Origin of the sequence: Micromonospora mangrovicola (assembly GCF_047200535.1) — a bacterium.
In the GTDB taxonomy this organism is placed as follows: domain Bacteria; phylum Actinomycetota; class Actinomycetes; order Mycobacteriales; family Micromonosporaceae; genus Micromonospora.
In genome coordinates this window covers 1-25072 of the sequence record NZ_JBJZOG010000025.1, presented here as the reverse complement: position 1 = coordinate 25072, position 25072 = coordinate 1, and the positions used below count along the sequence as shown (strand labels likewise).

The window sequence follows — 25072 nt, the reverse complement described above, 5'->3', positions numbered from 1 at the left end:
ACTCACTTTGCGGCAAATCGCGCCTTCCTTTCCACGCGATGCCCCGCCATGCCGCATTCCGAGTGGACCCTGGCGTCAGGCTCAGCGCACCCGGGCGAGCGTCACGCCGTCGGCGATGGGCAGCATGACCACGTCGACGCGGACGTCGGACAGGATCTCGTCGTTGAACGCGGCGATTGCCCGGTCGTCGGCGTTCTGGGGAGCGAGCACCCGCCCACCGCGCAGCGTGTTGTCCACCGCGACGACCCCGCCCGGGCGGATCCGCGGCACCAGCTCGTCCCAGTAGACCGGGTAGCCGACCTTGTCCGCGTCGATGAACGCGAAGTCCAGGTACCGCTCCCGGGGCAGCTCCCGCAGCGTCTCCGCGGCCGGGCCGATGCGCAGCTCGATGCGGTCCTGCACCCCGGCCCGCGCCCAGTACCGCCGGGCCACGCCGGTGTACTCCGCAGAGATGTCGAAGCAGGTCAGTCGGCCACCCTCGGCCAGCCCACGGGCGATCGCCAGCGACGAGAGCCCGGTGAACGTGCCGACCTCGACGGCCTGCCGCGCACCGAGCAGCCGGGTGAGGAAGGTCAGGAACGCGGCCTGCTCCGGCGCGACCTGCATCTCCGCCTCGGCGGGCAGGGCGGCGCGGGTCTCCTCGGCCAGCTCCCGGACGACCTCGTCCGGGGCCGATCCGTGCGCCACGAGGTAGGAGTGCAGTTCCGGGGTCAGCGGCAACGGCTTCGTACTCATGACCGGACGCTAGCCGAGATGTTCGATCTCCTGGCCCCCGGGCGCGACCTTCGTCCACAGGTCGGTGACGCTCAGCTCCAACTCGGCGAGCAAAGTACGCAGCAGCGGCAGGCTCAGACCCACCACCGTGCCCGGATCCCCCTCGATGCCGGTCAGGAACGCGCCGCCCAACCCGTCGATGGTGAACGCCCCGGCCACCGCCAACGGCTCGCCCGTCGCCACGTACGCGGCGATCTCCTCGTCGCTGATGTCGGCGAAGTGCACCGTGGTCGAGGCGACCCCCTCCGCCCGCGACTCGTGGACCACGTCGATCAGGCACTGCCCGGTGTGCAGGACCCCGCTGCGTCCGCGCATCCGCCGCCACCGTTGGGTGGCGTCCGCCGCGTCGTCGGGCTTGCCCAGGATCTCCCCGTCGAACGCCAGCACCGAGTCGCAACCCAGCACCAGCGTCCGCTCCTCCGGGGTGGCGCGCAGCCGGCCCAGCACCGCCTGCGCCTTCAGCCGGGCCAACTCCAGGCACAATTCCTCCGCCCGGTCACTGACCACCTGCGACTCGTCCACGCCGCTGACCAGCACGTCGGGCTCGATCCCGGCAGCCTGGAGCAACTTGCGGCGGGCGGGACTCTGCGAGGCGAGCACGAGGCGCAGCGGTACGGAGGTCAACACCCCACCGACGCTACCGGCTGATCCGCGGCGGCGGGTCGTCGGCACGGCGACGCCGCCGCCAGACCAGATACCCGCCGCCCGCCGCCACCAACACGCCCAGCGTCGCCAGCCCCCGGGCGGTCGCCCCGCCGTCGCCGCTGCCGTCGGCCGGGGCCGCCCCGCTCGTGGCGGGTGCGGTCACTTCCGACGACTCGAAGCCCAGCGGAGGCACATCCGCGGTGAGGGCCGCGACCAGGTCGATGACGCCGTAGCCGTACTCGTCGTCGCGGCCGGGCGGCCCCTTGTCGATCGCAGTGGCGGTCAGGCGGTGGGCGACCTCCTGGGCGGGCAGGTCGGGGTACTTCGACCGGATGAGCGCGGCAGCCCCGGCGACGATCGCGGTGGCGTCAGAAGTTCCGGTACCGACGCGATACGTGCCGTTGATGCTCGTGCTGTAGATGTCCACCGCCGGCGCAACCACGTCAATCTGCGGACCGGTGACAGAGATGGCGGCGTGGTTCCCGTCCCTGTCCACACCCCCGACGGCAATAACTCCAGGCTCGCTGGCGGGATACTCCACGATGCCAGAACTATCTGCGTTTCCGGCTGCTGCCACGACCACGATGTCCGCCTGAATCGCTGACCGTATAGCTTGCTGTAGTTGCACATCTGCCGACCCACCTGCGGAAATGCTTATCACGTCGGCTTTATGGGCGATGGCGAAGTCAATTCCGGCAGCTAGCTCATCAGTGTTGCCATCTTCGTTCCGATGCTTTCCCCTGATCGGAAGTATTTTAGCTTCGGGTGCGATCCCAAGGGCTCCCATTGTTGGTCCGCTGCCATGTGCTGCGATTAAGCCAGCCATGCCTGTACCGTGGCCATCCGAATCTTGGCGCTCGTCATTCAGGTTGCCACTCGTTGTATCAATGCCTGGAAGCAGGTTCAGCTTCAAATCTGGGTGGGGTGCCACGCCCGTGTCGAGCACGGCCACAATGACACCTGCTCCCTTGGATAGCCCTTGCGCTCTCTTTGCTTCAAGGTATCGAAGGTGCCATTGCCTGCTGCGAATTTGCTCGGCTGCGGATGGAACTGAGGCGACAAGGGTCGTTGTAGCTGCATGGGACGTGGTTGCGCTAATAGCCAACAGGGTCAGAGTGGTGAGTGCAAATCTTTTCACCTGTCAAAGCCAATGGCTGGCCCTGGATCACTGAGGCCCTTGTCGTCGGGCGGGCGGACAACGGGTGGTACCCCCTCGTCGGTTTCCCAAGGATGATCCCGGTCCCAAGGACGTGGTCCACGATCGCCACGGGAAGTTTGCGATGACCGGCTAGGAGTGCCACTCGACATTCCATGAGCCGGCGAGCCTCCAATAGGGGATATGCCGTGGGATCCAGCAACCTGTGAGGCTCTTCCAGCGCCGGGGCGAGAGCCCGCCGCGCCTATCGGCGCAGTACCTGCGCCTCCGCCACCGATGACTCCACCCACAGGATTCGCTCGACGCGGAGGGGTAGAAGAGCCCGGTTGACTAGGGCCCGCCCCGGGTGCGCCACCTATCAATCCGTTGGAGGGCGTCGTCTTTGGTGGGCTAGCGTGAAGCCCTTTGGTGCTTTGTGCCGGCGGTCGACCCAGCGGTCCAGGGGGCTCTTGAAGTGCGCCCAGGCCTGGCGAGTGGGAAAGAGGCGACCATGTGGGGAGACTGCCAAGACTTGGTTGAGATATTGGCCCGCCAGGCCCGATCGGGCTAGCGCTAGGGCTGCTCGCAGCCGGTGACAAACCCGTACCACCCAAAATCGGCCCGACGCCCGGCGCTGTCGGAGATGGCACAACTTGCCCTGCTGGCGCAGACCGATTGGGGCGGGCCGGCGTGCCAGCTGCCGGCAGAGGTATAGCCACGATTGGGGGGACGACGGGAGCCGGTGGCACATCGGACGCGCCCGTGGTGGGATGATCGCGTCCAGGCAAGATCTTTGGCGGTGGCTGGCGGAGCATGGCTTGGGCTTGTTGGAGTTCGCCACTCAACCCCGACATCAAGCTCCGGGCCTGAACGTTCAGCCGTTCCAGCTCCGCCTCCGTCACCGGCGATGTCGCGGGTAGCCGGCTGCCCGCCACCGCCTTGGGGTCGGCGAGGATCTCCTCGTACGCCTGCTTCTGCCGGAGCTTCGCCGCGTACTCGTCGTGGATCGGCTTGAGTTCGGCGCGGGCGCTGCCGATGGCGCGGGTGGCGGCGGCGAGCGCGTCGTAGTTCGCGGCGGCGGCGTCGTGGGTGCGTTGCACCTTGTCGATGAGCTGGTCCAGTTCGCCGAGGTACGCCCGGGCGGCGGCGCTGGTCTCCGGTGGCCACGCCTCGGCGAGCCCGCGCCGGTACTCGCGCAGGCGTCCGAGGTGGGCCAGGGCGAGATCGCAGATCTTGCGCCAGCCGGCGACCTGCCTCCACTGGCCGGTGGTGTCCTGGTCCTGGAGGCACGCCCACATGCTGTGCACGTCCATCAGCTGCCAGTCGGTGAGCCCGGAGGTGCGGCCGCTGCCCCGTTCGATCACGGCAGCACCACCGGCCCGTTTTCGGGTCCGGTGGGATCGTGCAGTGGCGGTGTGGGTCGGGTCACGGTGGTGGTGGGCCTGGCCAGTGCCCGTTCGACGTCGGCGACCCGGGCGGCGGTGAACGCGTCGCTGTGCTGGTACTTGGTGGCGATGAGGCCGGCGGCCTCGGCGAGGTGGCCGGTGGCGGGCACCATGCCCCAGACCACCTGGGCGGCCGCCGTCTGGGTCTCGTGGTGGGCCTGCAGGAACTGCACCAGCTCGACGAACGCGTCGGCCGGGTTGGGGATCTCCGCTTTCAGGTCGTCGGCGATGTACGACAGGTGTGGGGCGTAGTTGCGCGTGACCTCGTCCTGGAGCCGGTCGGCGAACTCCCGCAGCTGTCGGATGTCGGCCTCGATGCCGCCGTAGCCGCGTAGCCAACCCGCTGGCTGGTTCTCCTCGGGGATCATCGACCCTCCCTGCCTGTCACCGCGCCGTTTCCCTGAGTGAGGTTAATGGCTTCCGGCGGATCCTGGCAGTCCCGGTATGTCCGCCCCGGCTCGGTCGGGGCGTACCCGGTGAGGGGTCAGCGGGGAAGGCCGGAGGCGCGCCACGCGCCCGGACCGGCGACGATCGCCGCGCCCGCCGGCCGGGCGCTGCGCGCCCACTGCGAGACGGGAGTCGGCGCGGCGGCTGCGGCCGGTCGGGTCCGCGTGACGATCGCGCCGACCAGTGCGGCCAACTCCTCGGCGGTGGGCACGCCGCGGACGATCCGGAACAGCGGCTCTTCGGCAGACATGACCTCAGGGTACGCGTCGAGAACTTGACCTTCGCCGCACAGTGGCGTGCCGGCGGTGTACGGGTTGGAGTAGACGGGTACCGTCTCAGCGATGTCTGACGCGCTTCCCCAACTTGTCGCCGATCGGTACCGGCTCATGTCGCCGCTCGGCCAGGGCGGCATGGGTCGGGTGTGGAAAGCGCGTGACGAGGTGCTGCACCGGGACGTGGCGATCAAGGAACTCGTTCCGCCGCCCAGCCTCACCCCGGAGGAGCGCCGCGAGATGCGCGAGCGTTCGCTGCGCGAGGCGCGGGCGATCGCCCGCCTCAACAACATCAACGTGGTCCGCATCTTCGACGTGCTGCGTACCGACGGCGACCCGTGGATCGTCATGGAGTACGTGCCGTCCAAGTCGTTGCAGGACGCCATCTCCGAGGACGGCCCGGTGTCGCCGGCGAAGGCCGTCCAGATCGGCCTCGGGGTGCTGGGCGCGCTGAAGGCCGCGCACAAGGCCGGCATCATGCACCGCGACGTGAAGCCGGGCAACGTGCTGCTCGGCAACGACGGCCGGGTGGTGCTCACCGACTTCGGCCTGGCCACCATTCCGGGCGACCCGAACGTCACCCGCACCGGCATGGTGCTCGGCTCGCCCGCGTACATCGCGCCGGAGCGGGCGCGGGACGGCACGGCGGGTCCGGAGGCGGACCTGTGGTCGCTGGGCGCGACGCTGTACGCGGCGGTGGAGGGCAAGTCGCCGTACGCCCGGCCGTCGGCGATCGCCACCCTTGCCGCGCTCGCCACCGAACCGATGCCGCCGCCGAAGAACGCCGGGCCGCTCAAGCCGGTCCTCCAGGGCCTGCTGCGCAAGGACCCCGAGGAGCGGATCACCGCCGAGGTCGCGGAACGCCTGCTGCGCAAGGCCGCCGGCCGGCGCGCGAAGAGCATCTCGCTGCTGGACGGCGTACGCCGGCCGGGGCCGAACGGTCCGCGTGAGCCACGCCCACCGCTGGTGCCGGCGCCGCGGCCGGCCGACGGCCGGTCCACCCCGCGGGCCTTCGCTCCGGGTACGGCGGCTGCCGCCGGCGCGGCTGCCGCCGCGGACGCCACGGCGAAGGTGCCCGACACCGCCGACGCGACGCCGACCGCGAAGGTGAGCCCGCCGGCCGCCGACCCGACGGCGAAGCTCGACGCCACGCCGCTGCCCGCCGCCGACGACACCCGGGGGGACGACGCGGCCCCGGCCCTGAACGAGACGCGGGTCGACGACGCGCCGGCGGTCCCGGCCGCGCCACCGTCCCCGCCGAAGAACCCGACCTCGTTCCTGGCGGAGCCGGTGAGCCCGGCGCCGTCGGGCGGCCGGGCGGCCGTCATCCCGGGTACGAAGCCGGAGCGCAGCCGCCGCAACCTGCTGATCGGCGCGCTGGTCGCGCTGCTGCTGCTCGGCCTCGCGGTGGCGGTGCCGCTGCTCAACGGCGGCGACGACGAGAAGGGCGACGGCGGGCAGCCGACCGCCGCCACGTCGGCCGCGCCGCCGTCCGCGACCGGTGCCGCGCCCACCTTGGCAGCGTCGAGCAGCGCCGCGCCCAGCCCGACGACACCGTCGGCGACGGCGTCCACCGACCCGAACGCCCTGCCGGCCGGCTGGACCATGTACACCGGGCCCATCGGCTTCAAGGTGCCCATTCCCCCTGGCATGAAGGCCCGCGTCGGCAACAACTCGGTGACCATCTACGACACCAGCGGCGGCAAGCGCGAGCTGTTCATCCAGTGGACCAACTCGCCCAAGAAGGACGCGGTCGCCGACTGGCATGAGCAGGAGCCGTACCGCAAGGATTTCGTCAAGGACTACGAGTACATCGGCATCGAGCGCTGCGACTGGTACCGCACCTGTGCGGACTGGGACTGGCTGGAGACCCGCGACGGTGCGCGGATTCACGTCCGGAACCGTGGCGTGGCGACCGCGAGCAACCGGGGCTACGCGCTGCGCTGGGAGGTCCCGGCGAAGGACTGGGACGCCAACCTGGCCAACTGGGACATCATCATCAAGCACTTCCATCCGGACCGGTCGAACTGACCGGGGGAATCCCGCCGCCGCGAAACTGACTCGCATGGCCTTCCGTTTTCCGGGGTATTGAGACCCGCGACGACGGAAGGAGGTACGACATGGGCTACCGACACAAGGACACCGGACCCCGGCTGGCACTGTGGATGCTGGTCGCGCTCGGCGACGTGGTCCTGCTGCTGGTGAGCGTCGGCCTCTCCGTGCCGGTCGCGGTGCTCGGTGTCGTGGCCCTCGTCGTCGCGGGGGTGGCGGCGTGGCGGCTGGCCCGGCGGACCACCCTGGCCGGGCGGCGCGCGGTGCCCGTACCGGTCGCCACGCGACGCAGGGCCTGACCAGGCGACACAGACGACGGCGGCAGCCGGACCAGGTGGTCCCGCTGCCGCCGACCGCTGTCGCGGGTGGGTCAGGCGGTGTTGTTGGCCAGGGCGACCAGGCGGGTGCGGTCACCGTTCCAGTAGTCGCGGTCGACGCTGCCGCTGATCCCGGAGACCGAGCCGCTCGCGGTGTACTGCCAGAAGCTCCAGACCGGGGCGCCGGCCGGCAGGGTGCCCACGCTGCTGGACCAGCGGGCGACCCAGAGCGGGTGGTTGGCCCAGGGGGCGGTCCAGTTGCCGGTGCACTGGTTCCACCAGCTGGTGGTGGTGTAGATGACCGCGTACCGGGTGGTGCGGGCCTTGTAGCGGTTGAGGAAGTCGCTGATCCAGGTACGCATGCCCGAGGTGGTCTTGCCGTAGCAGTAGCCGCCGCTGTACGGGTTCGCCTCCAGGTCGAGGGCGGCCGGCAGGGTGCGGCTGTCGGCGGACCAGGCGCCACCGTTGTTGGCCAGGTAGTCGGCCTGGGTCGCGCCGCCGGAGATGTTCGGCCGGGCGAAGTGGTACGCCCCGCGGATCACGCCCGCGTAGTACGCGTTGACGTAGTTGGTGTTGAAGGCCGGGTCCTTGTAGCTGGTGCCCTCGGTGGCCTTGATGTAGGCGAACTGGATGCCGGCGTTCTTCACGCTGGTCCAGTTGATCGTGCCCTGGTAGTGCGACACGTCGACGCCGGGGGTGGTGGCCGCCGCGGCCGGTCCGGCGGTGGCGAAGAGGGCCACCGCCGCGGTGGCGACGACGGTGAGACCGGCGGCGAGCAGCCGGCGTACGGACAGTCTGCGGACCATTGAAGCCTCCATGGACGTCAATCTATTGACGACCATACTTGGAGGTAACCACCTAAGATCACAAGGGGTCTTAAAGAAATTTTCATCGACGGACGTCATCGCCTCGACGTCACCTCGACGCCCGCTCCGGGGCGTCAGCGGAGCGTAGCCGGGTCCAGCTCTCAGTTGGTGCTCTCGCCCGTGGCGAAGTAGTCGGTCGCGGGTCCCACCGCCAGGTTGGTGGGGGGTCGCAGGTGGCGGTGCCGCTCAGTTTCACCCCACACGGGCCGCCGAACCGGAAGTGACGCTCGACAGCGGAGTAGGCTCCCCGGCCATGCCCCTGATCGACGGCCTGACGACCATCTGGGACAAGCTGATGAGCGCGCAGCCGGACCCGCCGCCGCTGCTGGTCCTGCTCACCGCCGTCGTCGCGCTTGCGGTTGTCGCCACCCGCCTGCCCTGGCGGATCGCCCGCAACGCGGTGACCATCGCCCACGAGGGCGGCCACGCGCTGGTCGCCCTGCTCACCGGCCGGAAGCTGCGCGGCATCCGGTTGCACTCGGACACCTCCGGGCTGACCCTGTCGGCCGGCCGGCCGACCGGCCCGGGGATGATTCTCACCCTGCTCGCCGGATACGTCGCCCCGGCGCTGATCGGGCTCGCCGGAGCCTGGCTGCTCGCCGGCAACCGGATCACCCTGCTGCTCTGGGTGGCCGTGGCGCTGCTGCTGGCCATGCTGGTGATGATCCGCAACGTGTTCGGCGTGCTGTCGCTGCTGGCCACCGGCGGCGCGGTGCTCGCCGTCTCCTGGTACGCGTCCCCGCAGGTGCAGGCCGCCTTTGCCTGGACGTCGGTGTGGTTCCTGCTGTTCGGCGGGGTGCGCCCGGTGGTGGAGCTGCAGCGGATGCGCAGCCGCGGCCGAATGCCGGAGTCCGACGCCGACCAGCTCGCCCGGCTCACCCCGTTCCCGCCGCTGTTCTGGGTGGGCGTCTTCATGCTGGTCAGCCTGGCCGCGCTCGCCGCCGGCGCGCTGCTGCTCGCCGGCCCGATCCTCACCGACGCCGGCCTCACCGTCTGACGGCCACCGGCAGGTTAGCCGGGCCGCCCGGAAGGCGCGGCCCGGCTAGGCTGCCCCGGCATGGACGAGGTGACCACCCGGAACCGGGCCGCGTACGACCGGATCGCGGCGGACTTCGCGGCGCGTAACCCGGCAATGCCCGCCACGTACCGGGCGCTGGCCGGCGAGTTCCAGGACCGGCTCGACGGGCCGCTGCTCGACCTGGGCTGCGGGCCCGGCCGGGACCTCGCCTTCTGGGTCGAGCGGGGCGCGACACCGGTCGGTCTCGACCTGTCCGCGGCGATGCTGCGCGAGGCCGGCCGGGTGGGGGCGCCGCTGGTGCAGGGCGACCTGCTGCGGCTGCCGCTGTGCACCGGCGCGGTCGGCGGAGTCTGGTGCTCGGCCGCCCTGCTGCACCTGCCGAAGGCCGTCGCGCCGGCGGCGCTGGCCGGCTTCCGGCGGGTGCTACGGCCGGGCGGCCCGCTGCTGCTCAGCGTCAAGGAGGGCGAGGGGGAGAGCTGGGCACGCTGGCCGGGCGAGGACGCGGACCGGTTCTTCGCCTGGTATCGCCCCGACGAGGTCGAGGGACTGCTCCGGGCGGCCGGGTTCGCGCCGCTGCGGCTGCTCACCGACGTCTCGGACATCGGGCAGCGCTGGCTCTGCCACCTCGCCGAGGCGGCCTGACCCGGGGCGGGGCAGAATCGGACAGATGCGGTACGTGATCATCGGAGCGGGCGCGGTCGGCGGCACCATCGGCGTACGGCTGGCGGAGGCCGGCCGGGACGTGACGCTGGTGGCCCGCGGCGCGCACCTGGCCGCCTTGCAGGAGCGGGGCCTGACCCTGCGGACGCCCGACGGCACCGTGACCAGCCGGCCGCCCGCGGTGGCCGGGCCCGACGAACGGCCGCTGCCCGCCGACACCGTGCTGGTGCTGACGGTCAAGTCGCAGGACACCGGGGCCGCGCTGCGGGCCTGGGTGGACACTCCGGTCGAGGGCGGCGGCGCGGCGGGTGAGCGGCTGCCGATCGTGCTCGCCCAGAACGGCGTCGCCAACGAGCGGGCCGCGTTGCGGCTCTTCGCCCGGGTGCACCCGGTCTGCGTCTGGCTGCCCGCCACCCACCTGGAACCGGGCGTGGTGGTCGCCAACGGGTACCCGCACCCGGGGATGCTGCACCTCGGCCGCTACCCGTCCGGATCGGACCACACCAGCCGGGTGGTCGCCGCCGACCTGACCGCCGCCGGGTTCGTCGCCCCGGTCCGCGACGACGTGATGCGCTGGAAGTACGGCAAGCTGCTCGGCAACCTCGGCAACGGCCTCCAGGCGCTGCTCGGCCGGGACATCCCCGAGTCGCTCGCCACCCGGGTACGCGCCGAGGGCGAGGCCGCCCTCGCCGCCGCCGGCATCCCGCACACCACCCGCGACGAGGAGGCCGCCGAGCGGGGCGACCGGGTCCGGCACCGGCCGGTCGACGGGGAGGAGCGGGCCGGCGGCTCCACCTGGCAGAGCCTGGCCCGGGGCGCGGGCTCCGCCGAGGCCGACCACCTCAACGGCGAGATCGTGCTGCTCGGCCGGCTGCACGGCGTACCCACCCCGGCCAACGCCGCCGTCCAGGCCGCCGTCCGGCGCGCGGTGCGTGAGCGGATCCCGGCCGGCGGCTTCCCCCTCGCCGAGCTGGAGAAAATGGTCGGCTGACCGGGCAACCGGACCCCGCGCGCCAGGCGTGTCCCCTGCGACCGACACGGGGGAGGAAACAGCGTGCCGGACGTCGACGGGTTCGACGAGTTCTACCGGGGCAGCCGGCAACGGTTGCTCGGCGTCGTCTACGTGCTCACCGGCAACCTGGCGGAGGCCCAGGACGCCGTGCAGGAGGCGTACATCCGGGCCTGGCAGCGCTGGTCGACGGTGGGCGGGTACGACGACCCGGAGGCCTGGGTGCGGGTGGTGGCCAGCCGGATCGCGGTGAGCCGGTGGCGCAGCCTCCGCAGCCGGGCCCGCGCGTACCTGCGGCACGGGGCGGAGGAGAGCATCCCCGCCCCCGGCACCGACACCGTCGAGGTGGTGGCGGCCCTGCGCCGGCTGCCCGAGGAGCAGCGCACCGCCATCGCGCTCTACTACCTGCTCGGTATGCCGGTCGCCGAGGTCGCCCGGCAGACGGAAGCCCCGGTCGGCACGGTCAAGGCACGGCTCTCCCGGGGCCGGGCCGCGCTCGCCGGACTGCTCGCGGTCGTGGATCTGGAGGAGGCCGCCGATGCCTGACGACGACCTGACGTTTGTGGAACTGGTGCGGCGGGACCTGCGCAACGTCCGCTGGCCCGAACCGACCGAGATCCGCGCCCGCGCCCGGCGCCGCAGTCGGCGTACGGCGGTGTCGGCGGCACTGGCCGTGCTCCTCGTCGCCTCGGCCGTTGGGATGGTGACGGCCGGCCGCGCCTCCGGTCCCACGGCCACGCTGGCGGTGCCGCCGAGCACGCCGGCCCCACCGACCGCGCCGGCACCGTCCGGTCGAGCCGAGATACCGGAAGCGGTACTGCTGGAGCCGCGTGACCTCACCGTCGCCACGGCGGTACGGCTGGGCGACACCGGCTTGGACGAGCCGGTACGGGTCGACAGGCAGTTGGAGGCCTGCGCACGCGAGCACGGAGTCGGGCTGGAACCGATCCGCTCCCGCTACTCCCGTTCCCGGACGCTGCTGCGAGCGACCGGCGGGGCGCGCGGCGCCGCCCCGGTGCTCAGCCAGGACGTGTACCGGGTCGACCCCCCGTGGGGGCTGAGCCTCTTCGGTGACATCGACCGGATGCTCCAGGCCTGCCCGCAGTGGCGGACCAGCTCGCTCGTGTCCCAGGCAGGGCGCACCGTGCCGGCGGAAACCGTGCACCGCTGGGAACCGCCCGTGTCCGGTTTCGCCGGCGACCAGTCGATGATGTTGCGGCACGTCACCGGCCAGTCCCGCGAACGGATCGGTGGGAAGGCGCTCGGCCCGGCGGCATCCGTCGAGGTGACGCTGGTGATCCGGGTCGGCGACCTGGTGACCGTGATCGTGCCCGGCCCGGGGACGATCGCCGATCGGGTCGACGGCTCCGGCCCGGGGCTGAGCTATCCCCAGCTCGAGGCCCTCGGCAGCCGGGCCGCCCGGCGGCTGTGCGGGGCGGCCGAACCGGGCTGCTGACGCGTCGGGGCCCCGCCGGACGTCTGGCGGGGCCCCGCAAGCGACCGTTACAGCGGGATGTTGCCGTGCTTCTTCGGGGGCAGGGTCTCGCGCTTGGTGCGCAGCACCCGCAGCGCCCGGACGATCTGGGTGCGGGTCTCGTGCGGCGGGATCACCCCGTCGACGTACCCGCGCTCGGCGGCGATGTACGGGTTGGCGAGGGTGTCCTCGTACTCGGCGATCTTCTCGGCCCGGACCGCGGCCGGGTCGTCCGCGGCGGCCAGCTCGGAGCGGTAGAGGATGTTCACCGCGCCCTGCGCGCCCATCACCGCGATCTGCGCGGTCGGCCAGGCGAAGTTCAGGTCGGCGCCGAGGTGCTTGGAGCCCATCACGTCGTACGCGCCGCCGTACGCCTTGCGGGTGATCACGGTGACCTTCGGGACGGTGGCCTCGGCGTACGCGTAGATGAGCTTGGCGCCGCGGCGGATGATGCCGTCCCACTCCTGGCCGGTGCCGGGCAGGAAGCCGGGCACGTCCACGAAGGTCAGCACCGGGACGTTGAAGGCGTCGCAGGTCCGCACGAACCGGGCGGCCTTCTCCGAGGCGGCGATGTCCAGGGTGCCGGCGAACTGCATCGGCTGGTTGGCGACCACGCCCACCGGACGCCCCTCGACCCGGCCGAAGCCGACCACGATGTTCTGCGCGTACAGCGGCTGGACCTCGAGGAACTCGCCGTCGTCGAGGACGTGCTCGATGACCCGGTGCATGTCGTACGGCTGGTTCGCCGAGTCCGGGATCAGGGTGTCCAGCTCCCGGTCCTCGTCGGTGATGTCGAGGATCGCCGGGGCGTCGTAGACGACCGGCTCGTCCAGGTTGTTCGACGGCAGGTACGACAGCAGCGCCTTGACGTACTCGACCGCGTCCTCCTCGTCGGTGCCGAGGTAGTGCGCGTTGCCGCTACGCGCGTTGTGGGTCCGCGCGCCGCCCAGCTCCTCCATGCCGACGTCCTCGCCGGTGACCGTCTTGATCACGTCGGGGCCGGTGATGAACATGTGGGAGGTCTGGTCGACCATCACGGTGAAGTCGGTGACCGCCGGGGAGTAGACCGCGCCACCCGCGCACGGGCCCATGATCAGCGAGATCTGCGGGATGACGCCGCTGGCCCGGACGTTGCGGAAGAAGATCTCGCCGTAGAGGCCGAGTGAGGCGACGCCCTCCTGGATCCGCGCCCCGCCGGAGTCGTTGATGCCGATGACCGGGCAGCCGATCTTCATGGCCAGGTCCATCACCTTGACGATCTTCTCGCCGAAGACCTCGCCGAGCGAGCCGCCGAAGACGGTGAAGTCCTGCGCGAAGACGCACACCTGCCGGCCGTCGATGGTGCCGTAGCCGGTGATCACGCCGTCGCCGTACGGCCGGCTCCTCTCCAGCCCGAAGTTGGTGGAGCGGTGCCGGGCGAACTCGTCCATCTCGACGAACGAGCCCTCGTCGAGGAGCATCTCGATCCGCTCCCGGGCGGTCTTCTTGCCCCGCGCGTGCTGCTTCTCGACCGCCCGCGCCGACCCGGCGTGCACCGCCTCGTCGAGCCGCCGGTCCAGGTCCGCCAGCTTGCCGGCGGTCGTGTGGATGTTGATCCCGGTCTCGGTAGTCACCCAGGGAATATAACGATGGTTCAGGTCGGCGCGGCTGTGCAGTGCGCCTCACCGGCTCACCGGCTTCCCGGCGGACGGCGCGGTGGCGGGCCGTAGGCTGACGGGATGCCCGGCTCGCCGTACACCGATCTCGACCGCCCGCCGCTGTCGGCGGCCCGGCTGCGGCGCGCGCTGGTCGCCCCGCACGGCCCGTGGCGCCGGCTGGAGCTGCGCGCCGAGACCGGCTCCACCAACGCGGACGTGGCCGAGGCCGCGCGGACCGGCGAGCCGGAGGGCCTCGTCGTGGTCGCCGAGCGGCAGACCGCCGGGCGGGGCCGCCGCGGCCGGGTCTGGCAGTCGCCGCCCCGGGCCGGCATCGCGGCCAGCGTCCTGCTCCGGCCCGGGGAGGCCGTCGCGGAGCGCGGCTGGTCGCCCGTGCCGCCCGCGGGGTACGGGTGGCTGCCGCTGCTCGCCGGGGTCGCCCTGGTCGAGGCGGTGGCGCGGCTGGCCGAGCTGGACGCCGGCCTCAAGTGGCCCAACGACCTGCTGGTCGACGGGGCCAAGTGTGCCGGGGTGCTGGCCGAGGCGGTGCCGGCCGACGGGCCGGCCCAACCACCGGCGATCGTGGTCGGCATCGGTCTCAACGTCACCCTCCGCGCGGACGAGCTGCCGGAGAACCCGACCGGGCTGCCGGCCACCTCGCTCCAGCTCGCCGGGGCCACCGCCACCGACCGGGACCCGCTGCTGCGCGCCCTGCTGCGGGCCCTCGCCGACTGGTACGACCGGTGGCGCTCGGCCGGCGGCGACGCGGTGGCCAGCGGCCTGCGGGACGCGTACTTGGCGGCCTGCGCGACCGTGGGTCGCCAGGTTCGGGTGCTGCTACCCGACGGCCGGGAGGTGCGGGGCACCGCCACCGGGGTGGACGCCGACGGCCAACTCCTGGTCGACGCGGCGGACGGCCCGCTGCGCCTCGCGGCCGGAGACGTGCTGCACGTCCGTTGAGCACCCTCCGCGCGGCCGATCCCGCAGAGGTGCGCCGACCGGTTACGGTCAGCGCGTCCTGTTCTGCGAGGAGGTTCCCGTGGCGTTCCCCGAAGACGTGCTCACCGAAGACGAGCACGTCGTGCTGCACCTGCATCCGCACTGGAAGGCCCTGATCCGGCCGATCCTGGTGCTGGTGCTCGCCGTCGCGGCGGTGGTCGCGGGCTGGGTCCTGCTGCCCGAAGGCGGCGGCGGCACCATCGCGCTCTACGTGATCGCCGCGCTCGGCCTGGCGCTGGTGCTCTGGCTGGGCCTGTGGCCGTTCCTGATCTGGCGCACCACCCACTACCTCTTCACCAACGAGCGGGTGCTGCTCCAGGAGGGCGTCTTCTCCCGCAACCGCCGGGACCTGCCGCTGACCCGGATCAACGACCACTCCATGCACCAGAAGTTCGTCGAGCGGCTGCTCGGCTGCGGCACCCTGACCATCGAGTCGGCGGGTGAGCGCGGCCAGTCGGTGCTCAGCGACGTGCCGCACGTCGACAAGGTGCAGACGAAGCTCTATGAGCTGGTCGAGGCGCACCACGACAAGCACAGCCTGGGCGACGACGAGATGCGCGAGATCCTGGCCGACATGACCGAGGGCAAGTCGCTCCGCGACCAGCCCAACAACTGACCCCGGGCCCCGGTTGAGCGGGGAGGGTGCGGCGGGCCGTTGAGCCGGTTCCGACCCACTCCCCGCTCGACCCGCCTACGGGCCCGAGGGCGTGGTGCGGTCAGCGGCGAGGGAAGCGGCGCGGGGTGGGCTGGAGTTCGGCGGCCAGTTCGGCTTCCAGGCTGCTGGCGAGGCCGGCGTCCGCCGGCGTGGGGCGACCCTGCGGCGGGGCGTAGTCGGCCTGCCGGTCCGCCGCCTGCCCGGCCCACTCGCCGTGCAGGGGCTCGGTCTCCTCCAGCTCGCTGACCGACTCGGCCAGCTCGGCCACTGGGTCCAGCTCGGCCACGTTGTCCCATTCGTCCCGGGGAATGGCGTGCCAGTTCTCCTCGGCGTGCTGCGGGACCGGCTGGAAGACGAAGGTCCGGTACGACCAGAACCGGAACAGGGTGGCCAGCAGGACGCCGCCGGTCTTCGCGAAGTTCAGCGTCAGCAGGCTCGTCACGCCCAGGCCGTACTTCGCCGCCGCCAGGACGCCGAGTTCGATGAGCAGGCCGGTCGCGTTGAACAGGAAAAACAGGGCATATTCGCGCTTGAGTGCCGAACTGGGTCGATCCCGGTACGTCCAGTGGCGATTCATCAGGTACGACGTGATCGTCGCCACGATGGTCGCGATCACCGTCGCCTTGAGCTGGCCGTCGCGGAAAGCCGTGAGCGCCAGCGCGTTGAACACCGCGTAATTGATGACGGTGTTGATGCCGCCGACGACGCCGAATTTGAGCGCCTCATGGACGAACTTCTGCCAGCGCTCGGGCAGTAGACGGACAAGAGGCATGCGGAACACCTTAGGGCAGTGGGCAGGGCCGACTCGGCCCGGCGGGACGGGGTGGGCGGTAGGTCACGCCCCGGTCTCTCGGTCGTGGCTCGTTCCCTGAACGGAGGGAGTTCCCGCCTCCACGAAAACGAACCGCCGGTACGACCAGAATCGGAACAACGTCCCGAGGCCGGTGCCGACGACGAAGCTGGCGACGTTGTCGGCCAGCGGGGTCTGGAACACCTCCGGCCAGACAGCGCCCAGCCCGTAGCGGCTGATCGCGAGGCAGGCGACCGCGATCCCCAGGCCCACGCCGTTGAAGAAGAAGAAGAGCGCGTACTCCCGGGCGGGGTGGGAGCGCTGGCGGTGCCGCCAGGTCCAGAACCGGTTGCCCAGGAAGGCCAGGGTCGCCGCGACGACCGTGGAGATGGTCTTCGCCGCCACCGGTGGCACGTGCCGGCCGCTGGCCAGGTAGTTGAAGAGCACCAGGTCGACGAGGAACGCGAACCCGCCCACCGTGGCGAACTTGCTCAGCTCGTGGATCAGGTGCCCGAAGCGGTCGACGAGCCCTCCGAGCGGACCCGGGCGGGTGTTCGTCGACCCCTTCGCGTCCCGGGTCATGGTGGCGGCCACTCGCCGAGAGTACCGGTTCCGGCTACCTGGGAGCGGTGACAAGCAAGGAGTGGGACCGCGCGGGCCCGGCAACCCCGGCCCCCTCCGGTGGTCGACCTCCGTTTCCGATCTCGGTGAGCGGAGCGTAACCGACTGTCGTGGAATTGTGGACGGGATCACAGAATCGTCGTTCGTGGTACCGGCGTTCGCTTCCGCGCATCGTGCACCCGTGGGCGGTCGTCGCCGACGGGACTCGTCGAAGGTTCTCCGCAAGATTTGCGTGAAACTGCGCGCGAAAGCGGGTATCAGATCGCGATGCCGCAGCGTGGCCGCACCTTGTGCAGTTCTTCACAACCAGTCCCACTGACTCGCGAGGCAGCCCGGTTTACGCTGAGCCCAATCCCAGGTTTCCACGAAGGCGACGTACTCGCTCGCCAGAACTCGTGCATCCCATACATCGGTCAGCGTCGACCACAAGGAGATGTGACATGGTTGCTCCGGCTACTGTTCGGGGTATCGATCAGGCCCCGACGTCCCACCCCAAACTGCTCGCCTGGGTACGTGAGGTCGCGGAACTGACCACCCCCGACCGGGTGGTCTGGGTGGACGGGTCCGATGAGGAGTGGCGCCGCCTCACCGACGAGCTCGTCGAGAGCGGCACCCTGATCCGGCTGAACCCCGAGAAGAAGCCCAACTCGTTCTACGCGCGGACCGACCCGACGGACGTCGCCCGGGTCGAGGAGCGCACCTTCATCTGCTCCGTCGACGAGGCGGACGCCGGCCCCACCAACAACTGGATGGCGCCGGCCGAGATGAAGCGGACGATGACCGAGCTGTACCGCGGCAGCATGCGTGGGCGCACCATGTATGTCATCCCGTTCTGCATGGGCCCGGTCGAGGCGGAGAACCCGATGTTCGGCGTCGAGATCACCGACAGCCCGTACGTGGTCGCCTCGATGCGGATCATGACCCGGATGGGGTCGAAGGTCCTGGAGGCGATGGGCGACGACATCGACTTCGTGCACGCGCTGCACTCGATCGGCGCCCCGCTCGCCCCGGGCCAGCAGGACGTGGCGTGGCCCTGCAACGAGACCAAGTACATCTCGCACTTCCCCGAGACGCGGGAGATCTGGTCGTACGGCTCGGGCTACGGCGGCAACTCGCTGCTGGGCAAGAAGTGCTACTCGCTGCGGATCGCCAGCGTCATGGGTCGGGACGAGGGCTGGCTCGCCGAGCACATGCTGATCCTCAAGATCACCTCGCCCGAGGGCAAGGTCTACCACGTCGCCGGCGCCTTCCCGTCCGCCTGCGGCAAGACCAACCTCGCCATGCTGGAGCCGACCATCCCGGGCTGGAAGGTCGAGACCATCGGCGACGACATCGCCTGGATGCGCTTCGGCCCGGACGGCCGGCTCTACGCGGTCAACCCGGAGTACGGCCTGTTCGGCGTCGCCCCGGGCACCGACTGGAAGACCAACGCCAACGCCATGCGGACGCTGGACCGCGGCAACTCCATCTTCACCAACGTGGCCCTCACCGACGACGGCGACATCTGGTGGGAGGGCATGGGTGAGCCGCCGGCGCACCTGATCGACTGGAAGGGCAACGACTGGACGCCGGAGAGCGAGAACCTCTCCTCGCACGCGAACAGCCGGTTCTGCACCCCGATCACCCAGTGCCCGATCCTGGCCGACGACTACTACGACCCGAACGGCGTACCGATCGACGCGATCCTGTTCGGCGGCCGTCGCCGGGACACCATCCCGCTGGTGACCGAGGCCCGCGACTGGGTGCACGGCGTCTACATGGGCGCGACCCTGTCGTCGGAGACCACCGCCGCCGCGTCCGGCGCGGTCGGTGTGGTCCGCCGCGACCCGATGGCCATGCTGCCGTTCATCGGCTACCACGGCGGTGACTACTTCCGGCACTGGATCGAGATGGGCAAGGGCGCGGACGGCGACGAGGCCAAGCTGCCCAAGATCTACTACGTCAACTGGTTCCGCAAGGACGCCGAGGGCAACTTCCTCTGGCCGGGCTTCGGCGAGAACTCGCGCGTGCTGAAGTGGGTCATCGAGCGGATCGAGGGTCGGGCCGAGGCCGTCGAGACCCCGATCGGCATGGTGCCGGCCCAGGACGCGCTGGACGTCGAGGGCCTGGACATGACCCCGGAGGACGTCCGGATCGCGCTCAAGGTCGACCCGGAGGAGTGGCGCAACGAGCTGCCGCTGGTCACCGAGTGGTTCGAGAAGTTCGGGGACAAGCTCCCCGGCGTCCTCTGGGCCGAGCTGGACGCGCTGCGCGCCCGGCTCGACGCGGAGCCGCAGAAGTAGAGGTGTGACGGTTGCCCGTACCGGGCAACACCGGATCCCATGAGGACGGCCGCCGAACCCGTCGAGGTACGGCGGCCGTCCGCCGTCCGGGCGCTCACCACCCTGCTCGCCGTCACGGCGGCGGCGACCGTCGTGGTCGAGCTGCTCAACTACTGGTACGCCCCGGCCCAGGAGTTCGGGCTCGCGGTACGCACCGGCTGGGCGATGCTCCGCTCGCTGGGCTTCCTGGTGCTGGTCGGGCACGTCAACCGTGGCCGTGCCGTGGCGAAGCCGTTCGGGTTGATCCTCGCGGTCACCACGGTCTTCGCGATCGGCCGGCTGGTGGTACCCCGGGCGGGGGTGCCGCCGCTGCCCGGACTGCTCGGGTTCGCGCTGCTCACCGCGCTCTGCGTGGCTGTGGTGGTGTTGCTCTACCGCTCGGACGCGGTCGGTGGGCACCTGGTCCGGCAGCGCAAGGGCCTGGTCGTCGAAGGTGGCGTGATCTCCTGGCGGGAGGTGACGCCGAAGCGCCCGGTGACCGGCTGGCTGCTCACCGCCCGGGTCGCCGCGTTCACCTACAGCCCGCTGATGCTGGTCCCGGCTCTGATCGCGGTCGGCTCCGTGCTGGACGGCCGGCTCGGCGCCCTGCCGGCGGTGCTGTTCTGGTTCGCCGCCGGCATCGCCGTCAGCTGGCTGGTCCTGTTCTGCACCGCGTTCCTGATGCAGGGCCGCCACTGGGCCCGCCGGCTGCTGGTCGTCATCACCCTCGGCACCCTCGCCGTCGACCTTCCGCTCTGCTGGTGGCTCCTCGGCGTCGACGGCCTGATCCGCGACGGCGGCCCCCTCCTGGCCGCCGCCCTGCTCGCCCTCTTCTCCCTCCACCGCGCCAGCCCCACCGACGGGTGGGAGAGGGGGAGGATGAGGGGGTGGGTGAGTGGGACGTGATCGTGGTCGGGGCCGGGCCGGCCGGGGCCGCGGCGGCGTTGGCCGCGCGGCGCGGCGGGGCCCGGGTGCTGCTGGTGGACCGGTACGACTTCCCCCGCGACAAGGCGTGCGGTGACGGGATCGCGGCGCACGCCCTCGATGTCCTCGCCGAGCTGGGGGTGACCGGGGCGGTCGACGGATACGCCCCGCTGCCCGGGCTGCGCCTCGTCGGCCCCGGCGGCGGCTCGGTGGCCCGGGCGCTGCCCCGGCCCGCGTACACGGTGCCCCGTCGGGTGTTCGACGCCCGGCTCGTGGCGGCGGCGGTCGCGGCCGGCGCGGAGCTGCGGCGGCACACCGTACGCCGGGTGGAGCTGCGCGCCGACCGGGTGGTGCTCGACGAGGAGCTGGCCGCCCGGGCGGTCGTCGGGGCGGACGGGGCCGGCTCGGTGCTGCGCCGGGCGCTCGGCCACCCGGTGAACCCGGACCGCCACCTCGCGCTCGCCATCCGGGGCTACGCCCCGGCCCTCCCCGGGCCGCCCGAGCAGCTCATCGTGACCTCGTCGCCGCGCTGGCCGGCGTACGCCTGGTCCTTTCCGATCGGCGACGGCCGGGCGAACGTCGGGTACGGGGAGGTGCTGCGCGGCGAACCGTTGACCCGTGCCCACCTGCTGGACCGGCTGGCCGCCCTGCTCCCCGGCGTCGACCCGGCCACGGTGACCGACCTGCGGGCCCACCACCTGCCGCTCTCCACGCACCGGCCGGCCCCGGGCCGGGGCCGGGTGGTGCTGGCCGGCGACGCGCTCTCGTTGATCAACCCGTTCACCGGTGAGGGGATCTTCTACGCGCTGCGGTCCGGCGCGCTGGCCGGCGCCGCGGCCGCGGGCGCGCCGGACCGGGCCGCCCGCCGGTACGCCGACGGCCTGCGCGGCCGGCTCGGCACGCACCTGCGGCACAGCTCGGTCGCGGCCTGGCTGGCCCGGCGGCGGCGGGTGGTGGACGGGGCGGTCCGGGCGGCCGATCGGGACGACCGGGTCTACCGGACCGTGGTGGAGCTGGGACTGGGTGACGGACGTCTCGACGCACGCACTCTCGCCAGGATCGGAGCGGGACTCGCGGTGCGCGATCGGCCACCGCGGCACTGATCTTCAGCCCGGGTCGCTACTCTGCAAGGTGATGACTCTGCGGAAACTCCTCTACTCCGTGTACGAGCGCCGGCTGACGGCGAAGCTCGCGGGCAGGCCGGTGCCCCGGCACGTCGGCGTGATGTGCGACGGCAACCGCAGATGGGCCCGGGAGATGGGCTTCGTCGACCCGAACGACGGCCATCGGATGGGCGCCGAGCGGATCAAGGAGCTGCTGCGCTGGTGCGACGCCGCCGGCGTCGGGCACGTGACGCTCTGGCTGCTCTCCACCGACAACCTCTCCCGGCCGGCCGCCGAGCTGGATCCGCTGCTCCAGATCATCGAGGACCTCACCACCGAGCTCGCCGAGGAGGGCAACCCCTGGCGACTGCGGATGGTCGGCGCGCTCGACGTGCTGCCCGCGCAGCACGCCGCCGCCCTCAAGGCGGCCGAGGAACGCACCCGCGCCCGTAGCGGCGGCGCGCAGGTCAACATCGCCGTCGGGTACGGCGGCCGGCGCGAGATCGCGGACGCGGTGCGCTCGCTGCTGCTGGAGCACGCCGCGGCCGGTGGCACCATCGAGGAGCTGGCCAACTCGATCGACGTCGACCACATCTCCGAGCACCTCTACACCAAGGGTCTGCCCGACCCGGACCTGATCATCCGGACCAGTGGCGAGCAGCGCCTCTCCGGCTTCATGCTCTGGCAGAGCGCCCATTCCGAGTTCTACTTCTGCGAACTCAACTGGCCCGACTTCCGCCGGGTCGACTTCCTCCGCGCCCTGCGCTCCTACGCCACCCGCCAGCGCCGCTACGGCGTCTGATCCCTCGCCTCCCGTGCCGACCCGTGGGGTCAGCTCAAATGGGGCAGGGCGTCGGTGAGGAAGGCGGCGAGGGCGGCGGGCGAGTCGAGGGTGAGGTCGGCGGCGTCGGCGACCTCGTGCCCGGTCTCCGGGTTGGCGACGGCGACGCAGACGCCGAAGAAGTCCGGATCGGCGGCGGCCCGGGCGCGCAGCGCCGCGAAGGCCTTGATGTCGGAGACGTCATCACCGAAGTACCAGGCGCCGCCGGCATCCCGGACCACCTCGCCGATGACCATGCCCTTGTCCCGGTCGACCGGAGGCTTCAGCTCCAGCACCATCCGCCCGGCCTGGCAGCGCAGGCCCAGCCGGTCGGCCTGGGCCCGGCCCCACTCCTGCACCAGGTCGCCGAGCTGCGGGGCGGTCCGCCAGTGCAGGGCGACGGAGAGCCGCTTGAACTCGACCAGCGCCCCGGGCGGCAGCTCGGCCCGGGCCTGCTCGGCAAGCTCGGCCATGGTGGGTACCCAGGGCAGGGCGGCCGGCTCGGTGACGGTCCCGCCGCCGGAGTGGCTGTGCTCCAGGCCGTAGAGCCCGTACAGGTCGATCCCGGCGAGGCCGCCGAGGTGGTCGCGGAGGAACTCCACCGGGCGGGCCGAGACGATGGCGATCCGGCGTACGCGCGGGGCGAGCGCCTCCAGCGCGGCCAGCACCTTCGGGGCGAGCTGGACGGCGGTGGGGTCGTCGTCGACCGGCGCGAGCGTGCCGTCGAAGTCGAAGAAGAGCACCACGTCGGCGGCGCGGGTTGCGGTGGCACGCCATGCATGCTCGGCGTCCAACGGGGTCTTCGGCTGCTGGTTGCCCAGATTCAACGGCGGCACGCGCGACAGCGTACCCCGGTCCCGGCGGCGTATTCGTGGCCGAGATGTGACGTCGTGCAAAGAGCGTGGGTCAGCGTTCGGCGGCTCCCCGTCCCCGACGCCCGAACGGCACCACGGCCGCATCCTGGCCGTGGCTGAGCAGGTAGCCCTCCACGAAGCCGGTGTTCCGGTCGCCGGTCTGCGCCTCGATCTCGTTGAGCCGCGCCACCAGGAATTCCGTGAGCGCGCTGACCCGGTCGTTGAGCCGGTCGTGCAGCTCGGCGACGACGGCGAGAACCACCGCGGTGCCGGCGGTGGTGAGGGCGAAGAGATTGGCGACCACGGGAAGCTGCCCGCCGTTCATCACGCCGACCACCACGTTGCCGGTCACGCACGATGTCACCGACACCACCGCGACCACGACCGCCCACCATTTCAGGGTCATGGACAGACCCCTCCTTCTGTCCCGCAGGGCTGAGTTCGGCTGTGTCCCGTCCCCCCGCCGATGACGAGCCCTTAGCAGTACAAACGTGGACGCTAGCGTGTCCGATCCGGCCCCGAGGCGAAACGATCGGGTCTGCCCCTCCGTTCTTTCGCCATCTGAGGAACTACCCGACTTGTTTACCTCTATTTCGGACATCAACCGGAAGGGTCGGTCGATAGGCGAGATACCGGATCGTTTCCCGGATGTGGAACTTCTCCGCGTCGGAAACGTTCGGGTCCACCAGCCGGCGCAGCAGCGCCTCGACGTCCGGGTCCATCGGGGGCGGGGTGGGGGCGGTGCGCGGCGCGGTGGCCCGGTCCCAGCCCAGCGCGGCGAACGCCGCCGCCGGGTTGAGGCCGAGTCCCTCGCAGAACGCGACCACGCGTTCGACCTCGGGATCGCTCGCCCAGTCGCCGCGTACCCAACGGTTGACGGTCTGCCGGGAGACGCCGGTGCGCCGGGAGACCTCGGTGCCGCTCCAGGCCCGCATGGCGCGCGCCTCGTCCAGGGCGCGCCGGACGAAGGTGGCGAAGGCGATCTTCCGTGCGTTGGCCGTCTCGGTCACCCCGTGACGGTACGACCACTCTTCCGCGCCGGGGCGGCCCGGCACGCTGTTGTCACGCTGACGTGACGCTGGGCCCGGATTTCCGGTAAACGATTCTCCGCTGCTTCTGAGGGGTGCCACCCGGGCAGAATAGATGGACGCCAGGATGGCGGTAAACAAACGAAAAGCTGATACTGTCACGCTCATGAGACAACTTACGGTGTGTCACGTGCATGAGACGATCAGTGCTCACATGCGTCACTCCGCGGGTGCCGAGGGGGTCTCGTGACCGAGCTCGCGACCCGTGCCCAGGCATTCGGCCTGATCGCGGACGGGGTGGCCGCAGGACTCAGCGCCCCGTGGCGTCTCTACCTCGCCCGGGGCTGCCGGTACCTGTCGCTGAGCGTCGGCGACCGGGCGGAGTGGAACGCCTGGCGTACCCACCTCAACTGCCCGGAGCTGAGCGTCCGGGTCTACGACGCCGGCGGCGATATCCGGCGGGCCTCGGTCGCCGAGGTGATGCTGGACGGCTGCCGGATCAGTGTGGAGCTGGTCGAGGAGGTCAGCACCGACGACCTGGAGCGGCTGCTGGTGGTCGATCCCCTGGCCGAGCCGGAGGAGCGATGAGCCGGCGGGCCACCATGTCGACGGGGGTGGCCGGATGAGCCCGTTCCTCGCCGTCGTGCTCGTGCTCGTGCTCGGCTCGACCTGCTATGCCGCGGGTCGGCTGCACGGGCAGCTCAGCTACCGGATCGGCTACCGGTTCGGCTACCGGCAGGGGTACTTCGACGGTGATCGGGGGGCCTGGAACCGGCGGCGGCGTGACGCGCAGGCCGCGATCGCCTCGGGGCTGGTTCGTCCCGCCGCAGCGACGGTGAGCAGCCCGGCGACCCGTACCACGGCGCCCTTCGCCGGTACGGCGGTCCCCGCTGCGGTCACCGCCCGGCCGGCGCCCGGCCCGTCCCCGCGGGCCAGCGCGACCGCGCGGCACGGCGGGCTGGCCATCCGGACGGGCACCACCTACACCGGGTCCTCGTTCGGCACCGCCACCCCGTCGGCCGGCGGTCCGCAGACCGGGACGTTGGTGCGGCGGCAGGGCTGACAACCCACCTGGACACGGTGCGGCGTCCGCGGCGGACCCGCACCGTCGGAGTCACGTCAGACCGGTGACGGTGGCTCCCGCCGGCCGGGATGCGCGCAGGGGGCATGCATCCCGGCCGGCTTCGCCGCGCCGTTCACCTCCCGGCCGGGTGCGAGCCACTTCGACCA

27 protein-coding genes are annotated in these 25072 nt (G+C 71.6%); 15 read left to right on the top strand and 12 right to left on the bottom strand.

Annotated features, from left to right (window positions below; all coding sequences use genetic code 11):
* Nucleotides 1–81: 81 nt before the first annotated feature.
* From ACL02O_RS12905 to ACL02O_RS12885, 5 genes are all read right to left on the bottom strand, one after another.
* The gene (locus ACL02O_RS12905) at nt 82–735 is read right to left on the bottom strand and encodes an O-methyltransferase (protein WP_412818272.1); all 654 of its coding nucleotides are present in this window, start codon (nt 733–735) and stop codon (nt 82–84) included.
* Nucleotides 736–744: 9 nt separating this feature from the next.
* Nucleotides 745–1401: a Maf family protein gene (locus ACL02O_RS12900; protein WP_412818271.1), complete on the bottom strand. Its 657-nt coding sequence runs from the start codon at nt 1399–1401 to the stop codon at nt 745–747.
* A gap of 10 nt (nt 1402–1411) precedes the next feature.
* A complete protein-coding gene (mycP, locus tag ACL02O_RS12895) occupies nt 1412–2527 on the bottom strand; it encodes a type VII secretion-associated serine protease mycosin (RefSeq protein ID WP_412818311.1) in 1116 nt (371 codons plus the stop codon).
* Nucleotides 2528–3914: 1387 nt separating this feature from the next.
* Nucleotides 3915–4367, bottom strand: coding sequence for a hypothetical protein (locus ACL02O_RS12890; RefSeq protein WP_412818270.1), 453 nt, complete (start codon nt 4365–4367; stop codon nt 3915–3917).
* Between the two features lie 116 nt (nt 4368–4483).
* The gene (locus tag ACL02O_RS12885) at nt 4484–4696 is read right to left on the bottom strand and encodes an acyl-CoA carboxylase subunit epsilon (protein ID WP_412818269.1); all 213 of its coding nucleotides are present in this window, start codon (nt 4694–4696) and stop codon (nt 4484–4486) included.
* Nucleotides 4697–4787: 91 nt separating this feature from the next.
* Between ACL02O_RS12885 and ACL02O_RS12880 the strand changes: the two genes are divergently transcribed.
* The gene (locus ACL02O_RS12880) at nt 4788–6749 is read left to right on the top strand and encodes a serine/threonine-protein kinase (RefSeq protein ID WP_412818268.1); all 1962 of its coding nucleotides are present in this window, start codon (nt 4788–4790) and stop codon (nt 6747–6749) included.
* Between the two features lie 89 nt (nt 6750–6838).
* Entirely contained in the window at nt 6839–7069 is a 231-nt protein-coding gene (locus ACL02O_RS12875) for a hypothetical protein (RefSeq protein WP_412818267.1), read from the top strand.
* Between the two features lie 71 nt (nt 7070–7140).
* Here the strand turns inward: ACL02O_RS12875 and ACL02O_RS12870 are convergent, their stop codons facing one another.
* Entirely contained in the window at nt 7141–7893 is a 753-nt protein-coding gene (locus ACL02O_RS12870; RefSeq protein ID WP_412818266.1) for a GH25 family lysozyme, read from the bottom strand.
* Nucleotides 7894–8206: 313 nt separating this feature from the next.
* Here ACL02O_RS12870 and ACL02O_RS12865 point away from each other — a divergent pair, with 313 nt between their 5' ends.
* The 5 genes from ACL02O_RS12865 to ACL02O_RS12845 all read left to right on the top strand — a co-directional run bounded on the left by ACL02O_RS12865 (nt 8207) and on the right by ACL02O_RS12845 (nt 12096).
* Nucleotides 8207–8950 (top strand): M50 family metallopeptidase, encoded by a 744-nt coding sequence (locus tag ACL02O_RS12865; RefSeq protein ID WP_412818265.1) that lies wholly within the window; start codon nt 8207–8209, stop codon nt 8948–8950.
* A 60-nt stretch (nt 8951–9010) separates the two neighbouring features.
* Entirely contained in the window at nt 9011–9613 is a 603-nt protein-coding gene (locus ACL02O_RS12860; RefSeq protein WP_412818264.1) for a class I SAM-dependent methyltransferase, read from the top strand.
* 25 nt (nt 9614–9638) lie between these two features.
* A complete protein-coding gene (locus ACL02O_RS12855; protein ID WP_412818263.1) occupies nt 9639–10622 on the top strand; it encodes a ketopantoate reductase family protein in 984 nt (327 codons plus the stop codon).
* 63 nt (nt 10623–10685) lie between these two features.
* Entirely contained in the window at nt 10686–11186 is a 501-nt protein-coding gene (locus ACL02O_RS12850) for a SigE family RNA polymerase sigma factor (protein ID WP_412818262.1), read from the top strand.
* Nucleotides 11179–12096 carry a hypothetical protein gene (locus ACL02O_RS12845; RefSeq protein WP_412818261.1) on the top strand — a complete coding sequence of 306 codons (918 nt, stop codon included), beginning with the start codon at nt 11179–11181 and terminating at the stop codon, nt 12094–12096. The genes ACL02O_RS12850 and ACL02O_RS12845 overlap by 8 nt, the downstream gene beginning before the upstream one ends.
* Nucleotides 12097–12143: 47 nt before the next feature.
* Here the strand turns inward: ACL02O_RS12845 and ACL02O_RS12840 are convergent, their stop codons facing one another.
* Nucleotides 12144–13727, bottom strand: coding sequence for an acyl-CoA carboxylase subunit beta (locus tag ACL02O_RS12840; RefSeq protein WP_412818260.1), 1584 nt, complete (start codon nt 13725–13727; stop codon nt 12144–12146).
* Nucleotides 13728–13832: 105 nt separating this feature from the next.
* Here ACL02O_RS12840 and ACL02O_RS12835 point away from each other — a divergent pair, with 105 nt between their 5' ends.
* Together ACL02O_RS12835 and ACL02O_RS12830 are read left to right on the top strand one after the other, a co-directional pair.
* Complete coding sequence (locus ACL02O_RS12835) at nt 13833–14708, top strand: biotin--[acetyl-CoA-carboxylase] ligase (RefSeq protein ID WP_412818259.1); 876 nt, start codon at nt 13833–13835, stop codon at nt 14706–14708.
* A gap of 79 nt (nt 14709–14787) precedes the next feature.
* Nucleotides 14788–15363, top strand: coding sequence for a PH domain-containing protein (locus ACL02O_RS12830; RefSeq protein ID WP_412818258.1), 576 nt, complete (start codon nt 14788–14790; stop codon nt 15361–15363).
* Between the two features lie 100 nt (nt 15364–15463).
* Here ACL02O_RS12830 and ACL02O_RS12825 read toward each other — a convergent pair whose 3' ends face one another.
* Nucleotides 15464–16174 carry a GtrA family protein gene (locus ACL02O_RS12825; protein WP_412818257.1) on the bottom strand — a complete coding sequence of 237 codons (711 nt, stop codon included), beginning with the start codon at nt 16172–16174 and terminating at the stop codon, nt 15464–15466.
* Nucleotides 16175–16237: 63 nt separating this feature from the next.
* The gene (locus ACL02O_RS12820) at nt 16238–16774 is read right to left on the bottom strand and encodes a GtrA family protein (protein WP_412818310.1); all 537 of its coding nucleotides are present in this window, start codon (nt 16772–16774) and stop codon (nt 16238–16240) included.
* A 479-nt stretch (nt 16775–17253) separates the two neighbouring features.
* Here ACL02O_RS12820 and ACL02O_RS12815 point away from each other — a divergent pair, with 479 nt between their 5' ends.
* The 4 genes from ACL02O_RS12815 to ACL02O_RS12800 are packed head-to-tail and all read left to right on the top strand — an operon-like array spanning nt 17254 to nt 21942.
* Entirely contained in the window at nt 17254–19095 is a 1842-nt protein-coding gene (locus ACL02O_RS12815; protein ID WP_412818256.1) for a phosphoenolpyruvate carboxykinase (GTP), read from the top strand.
* Between the two features lie 39 nt (nt 19096–19134).
* Nucleotides 19135–20019, top strand: a complete 885-nt coding sequence (locus ACL02O_RS12810; RefSeq protein WP_412818255.1) for a hypothetical protein — start codon at nt 19135–19137, stop codon at nt 20017–20019.
* Nucleotides 20001–21140: a geranylgeranyl reductase family protein gene (locus tag ACL02O_RS12805; protein WP_412818254.1), complete on the top strand. Its 1140-nt coding sequence runs from the start codon at nt 20001–20003 to the stop codon at nt 21138–21140. Before ACL02O_RS12810 ends, ACL02O_RS12805 begins: the two co-directional genes overlap by 19 nt.
* Before the next feature lie 31 nt (nt 21141–21171).
* Nucleotides 21172–21942 carry an isoprenyl transferase gene (locus ACL02O_RS12800; RefSeq protein WP_412818253.1) on the top strand — a complete coding sequence of 257 codons (771 nt, stop codon included), beginning with the start codon at nt 21172–21174 and terminating at the stop codon, nt 21940–21942.
* A gap of 29 nt (nt 21943–21971) precedes the next feature.
* Here the strand turns inward: ACL02O_RS12800 and otsB are convergent, their stop codons facing one another.
* From otsB to ACL02O_RS12785, 3 genes are all read right to left on the bottom strand, one after another.
* On the bottom strand, nt 21972–22796 hold the full coding sequence (gene otsB, locus ACL02O_RS12795; protein ID WP_412818252.1) for a trehalose-phosphatase: 825 nt from the start codon (nt 22794–22796) through the stop codon (nt 21972–21974).
* A gap of 70 nt (nt 22797–22866) precedes the next feature.
* The gene (locus ACL02O_RS12790) at nt 22867–23220 is read right to left on the bottom strand and encodes a hypothetical protein (RefSeq protein WP_412818251.1); all 354 of its coding nucleotides are present in this window, start codon (nt 23218–23220) and stop codon (nt 22867–22869) included.
* A 163-nt stretch (nt 23221–23383) separates the two neighbouring features.
* Entirely contained in the window at nt 23384–23824 is a 441-nt protein-coding gene (locus ACL02O_RS12785) for a helix-turn-helix domain-containing protein (protein ID WP_412818250.1), read from the bottom strand.
* A 264-nt stretch (nt 23825–24088) separates the two neighbouring features.
* On the opposite strand from ACL02O_RS12785, the gene ACL02O_RS12780 reads away from it, so the two are divergent.
* Nucleotides 24089–24430 carry a hypothetical protein gene (locus ACL02O_RS12780; RefSeq protein WP_412818249.1) on the top strand — a complete coding sequence of 114 codons (342 nt, stop codon included), beginning with the start codon at nt 24089–24091 and terminating at the stop codon, nt 24428–24430.
* 34 nt (nt 24431–24464) lie between these two features.
* Nucleotides 24465–24905: a hypothetical protein gene (locus tag ACL02O_RS12775; RefSeq protein WP_412818248.1), complete on the top strand. Its 441-nt coding sequence runs from the start codon at nt 24465–24467 to the stop codon at nt 24903–24905.
* Nucleotides 24906–25072 lie beyond the last annotated feature (167 nt).

What these genes read in the sequence shown, in the direction of transcription:
- ACL02O_RS12890 (WP_412818270.1), bottom strand. Translation starts at nt 4,367, where the DNA reads ATGATCCCCGAGGAGAACCAGCCAGCGGGTTGGCTACGCGGCTACGGC.
- ACL02O_RS12845 (WP_412818261.1), top strand. Translation starts at nt 11,179, where the DNA reads ATGCCTGACGACGACCTGACGTTTGTGGAACTGGTGCGGCGGGACCTG.
- ACL02O_RS12825 (WP_412818257.1), bottom strand. Translation starts at nt 16,174, where the DNA reads ATGCCTCTTGTCCGTCTACTGCCCGAGCGCTGGCAGAAGTTCGTCCAT.
- ACL02O_RS12820 (WP_412818310.1), bottom strand. Translation starts at nt 16,774, where the DNA reads ATGACCCGGGACGCGAAGGGGTCGACGAACACCCGCCCGGGTCCGCTC.
- ACL02O_RS12880 (WP_412818268.1), top strand. Translation starts at nt 4,788, where the DNA reads ATGTCTGACGCGCTTCCCCAACTTGTCGCCGATCGGTACCGGCTCATG.
- ACL02O_RS12790 (WP_412818251.1), bottom strand. Translation starts at nt 23,220, where the DNA reads ATGACCCTGAAATGGTGGGCGGTCGTGGTCGCGGTGGTGTCGGTGACA.
- ACL02O_RS12835 (WP_412818259.1), top strand. Translation starts at nt 13,833, where the DNA reads ATGCCCGGCTCGCCGTACACCGATCTCGACCGCCCGCCGCTGTCGGCG.
- ACL02O_RS12815 (WP_412818256.1), top strand. Translation starts at nt 17,254, where the DNA reads ATGGTTGCTCCGGCTACTGTTCGGGGTATCGATCAGGCCCCGACGTCC.
- ACL02O_RS12870 (WP_412818266.1), bottom strand. Translation starts at nt 7,893, where the DNA reads ATGGTCCGCAGACTGTCCGTACGCCGGCTGCTCGCCGCCGGTCTCACC.
- ACL02O_RS12860 (WP_412818264.1), top strand. Translation starts at nt 9,011, where the DNA reads ATGGACGAGGTGACCACCCGGAACCGGGCCGCGTACGACCGGATCGCG.
- ACL02O_RS12875 (WP_412818267.1), top strand. Translation starts at nt 6,839, where the DNA reads ATGGGCTACCGACACAAGGACACCGGACCCCGGCTGGCACTGTGGATG.
- ACL02O_RS12810 (WP_412818255.1), top strand. Translation starts at nt 19,135, where the DNA reads ATGAGGACGGCCGCCGAACCCGTCGAGGTACGGCGGCCGTCCGCCGTC.
- ACL02O_RS12905 (WP_412818272.1), bottom strand. Translation starts at nt 735, where the DNA reads ATGAGTACGAAGCCGTTGCCGCTGACCCCGGAACTGCACTCCTACCTC.
- ACL02O_RS12865 (WP_412818265.1), top strand. Translation starts at nt 8,207, where the DNA reads ATGCCCCTGATCGACGGCCTGACGACCATCTGGGACAAGCTGATGAGC.
- ACL02O_RS12855 (WP_412818263.1), top strand. Translation starts at nt 9,639, where the DNA reads ATGCGGTACGTGATCATCGGAGCGGGCGCGGTCGGCGGCACCATCGGC.
- ACL02O_RS12800 (WP_412818253.1), top strand. Translation starts at nt 21,172, where the DNA reads ATGACTCTGCGGAAACTCCTCTACTCCGTGTACGAGCGCCGGCTGACG.
- ACL02O_RS12885 (WP_412818269.1), bottom strand. Translation starts at nt 4,696, where the DNA reads ATGTCTGCCGAAGAGCCGCTGTTCCGGATCGTCCGCGGCGTGCCCACC.
- ACL02O_RS12775 (WP_412818248.1), top strand. Translation starts at nt 24,465, where the DNA reads ATGAGCCCGTTCCTCGCCGTCGTGCTCGTGCTCGTGCTCGGCTCGACC.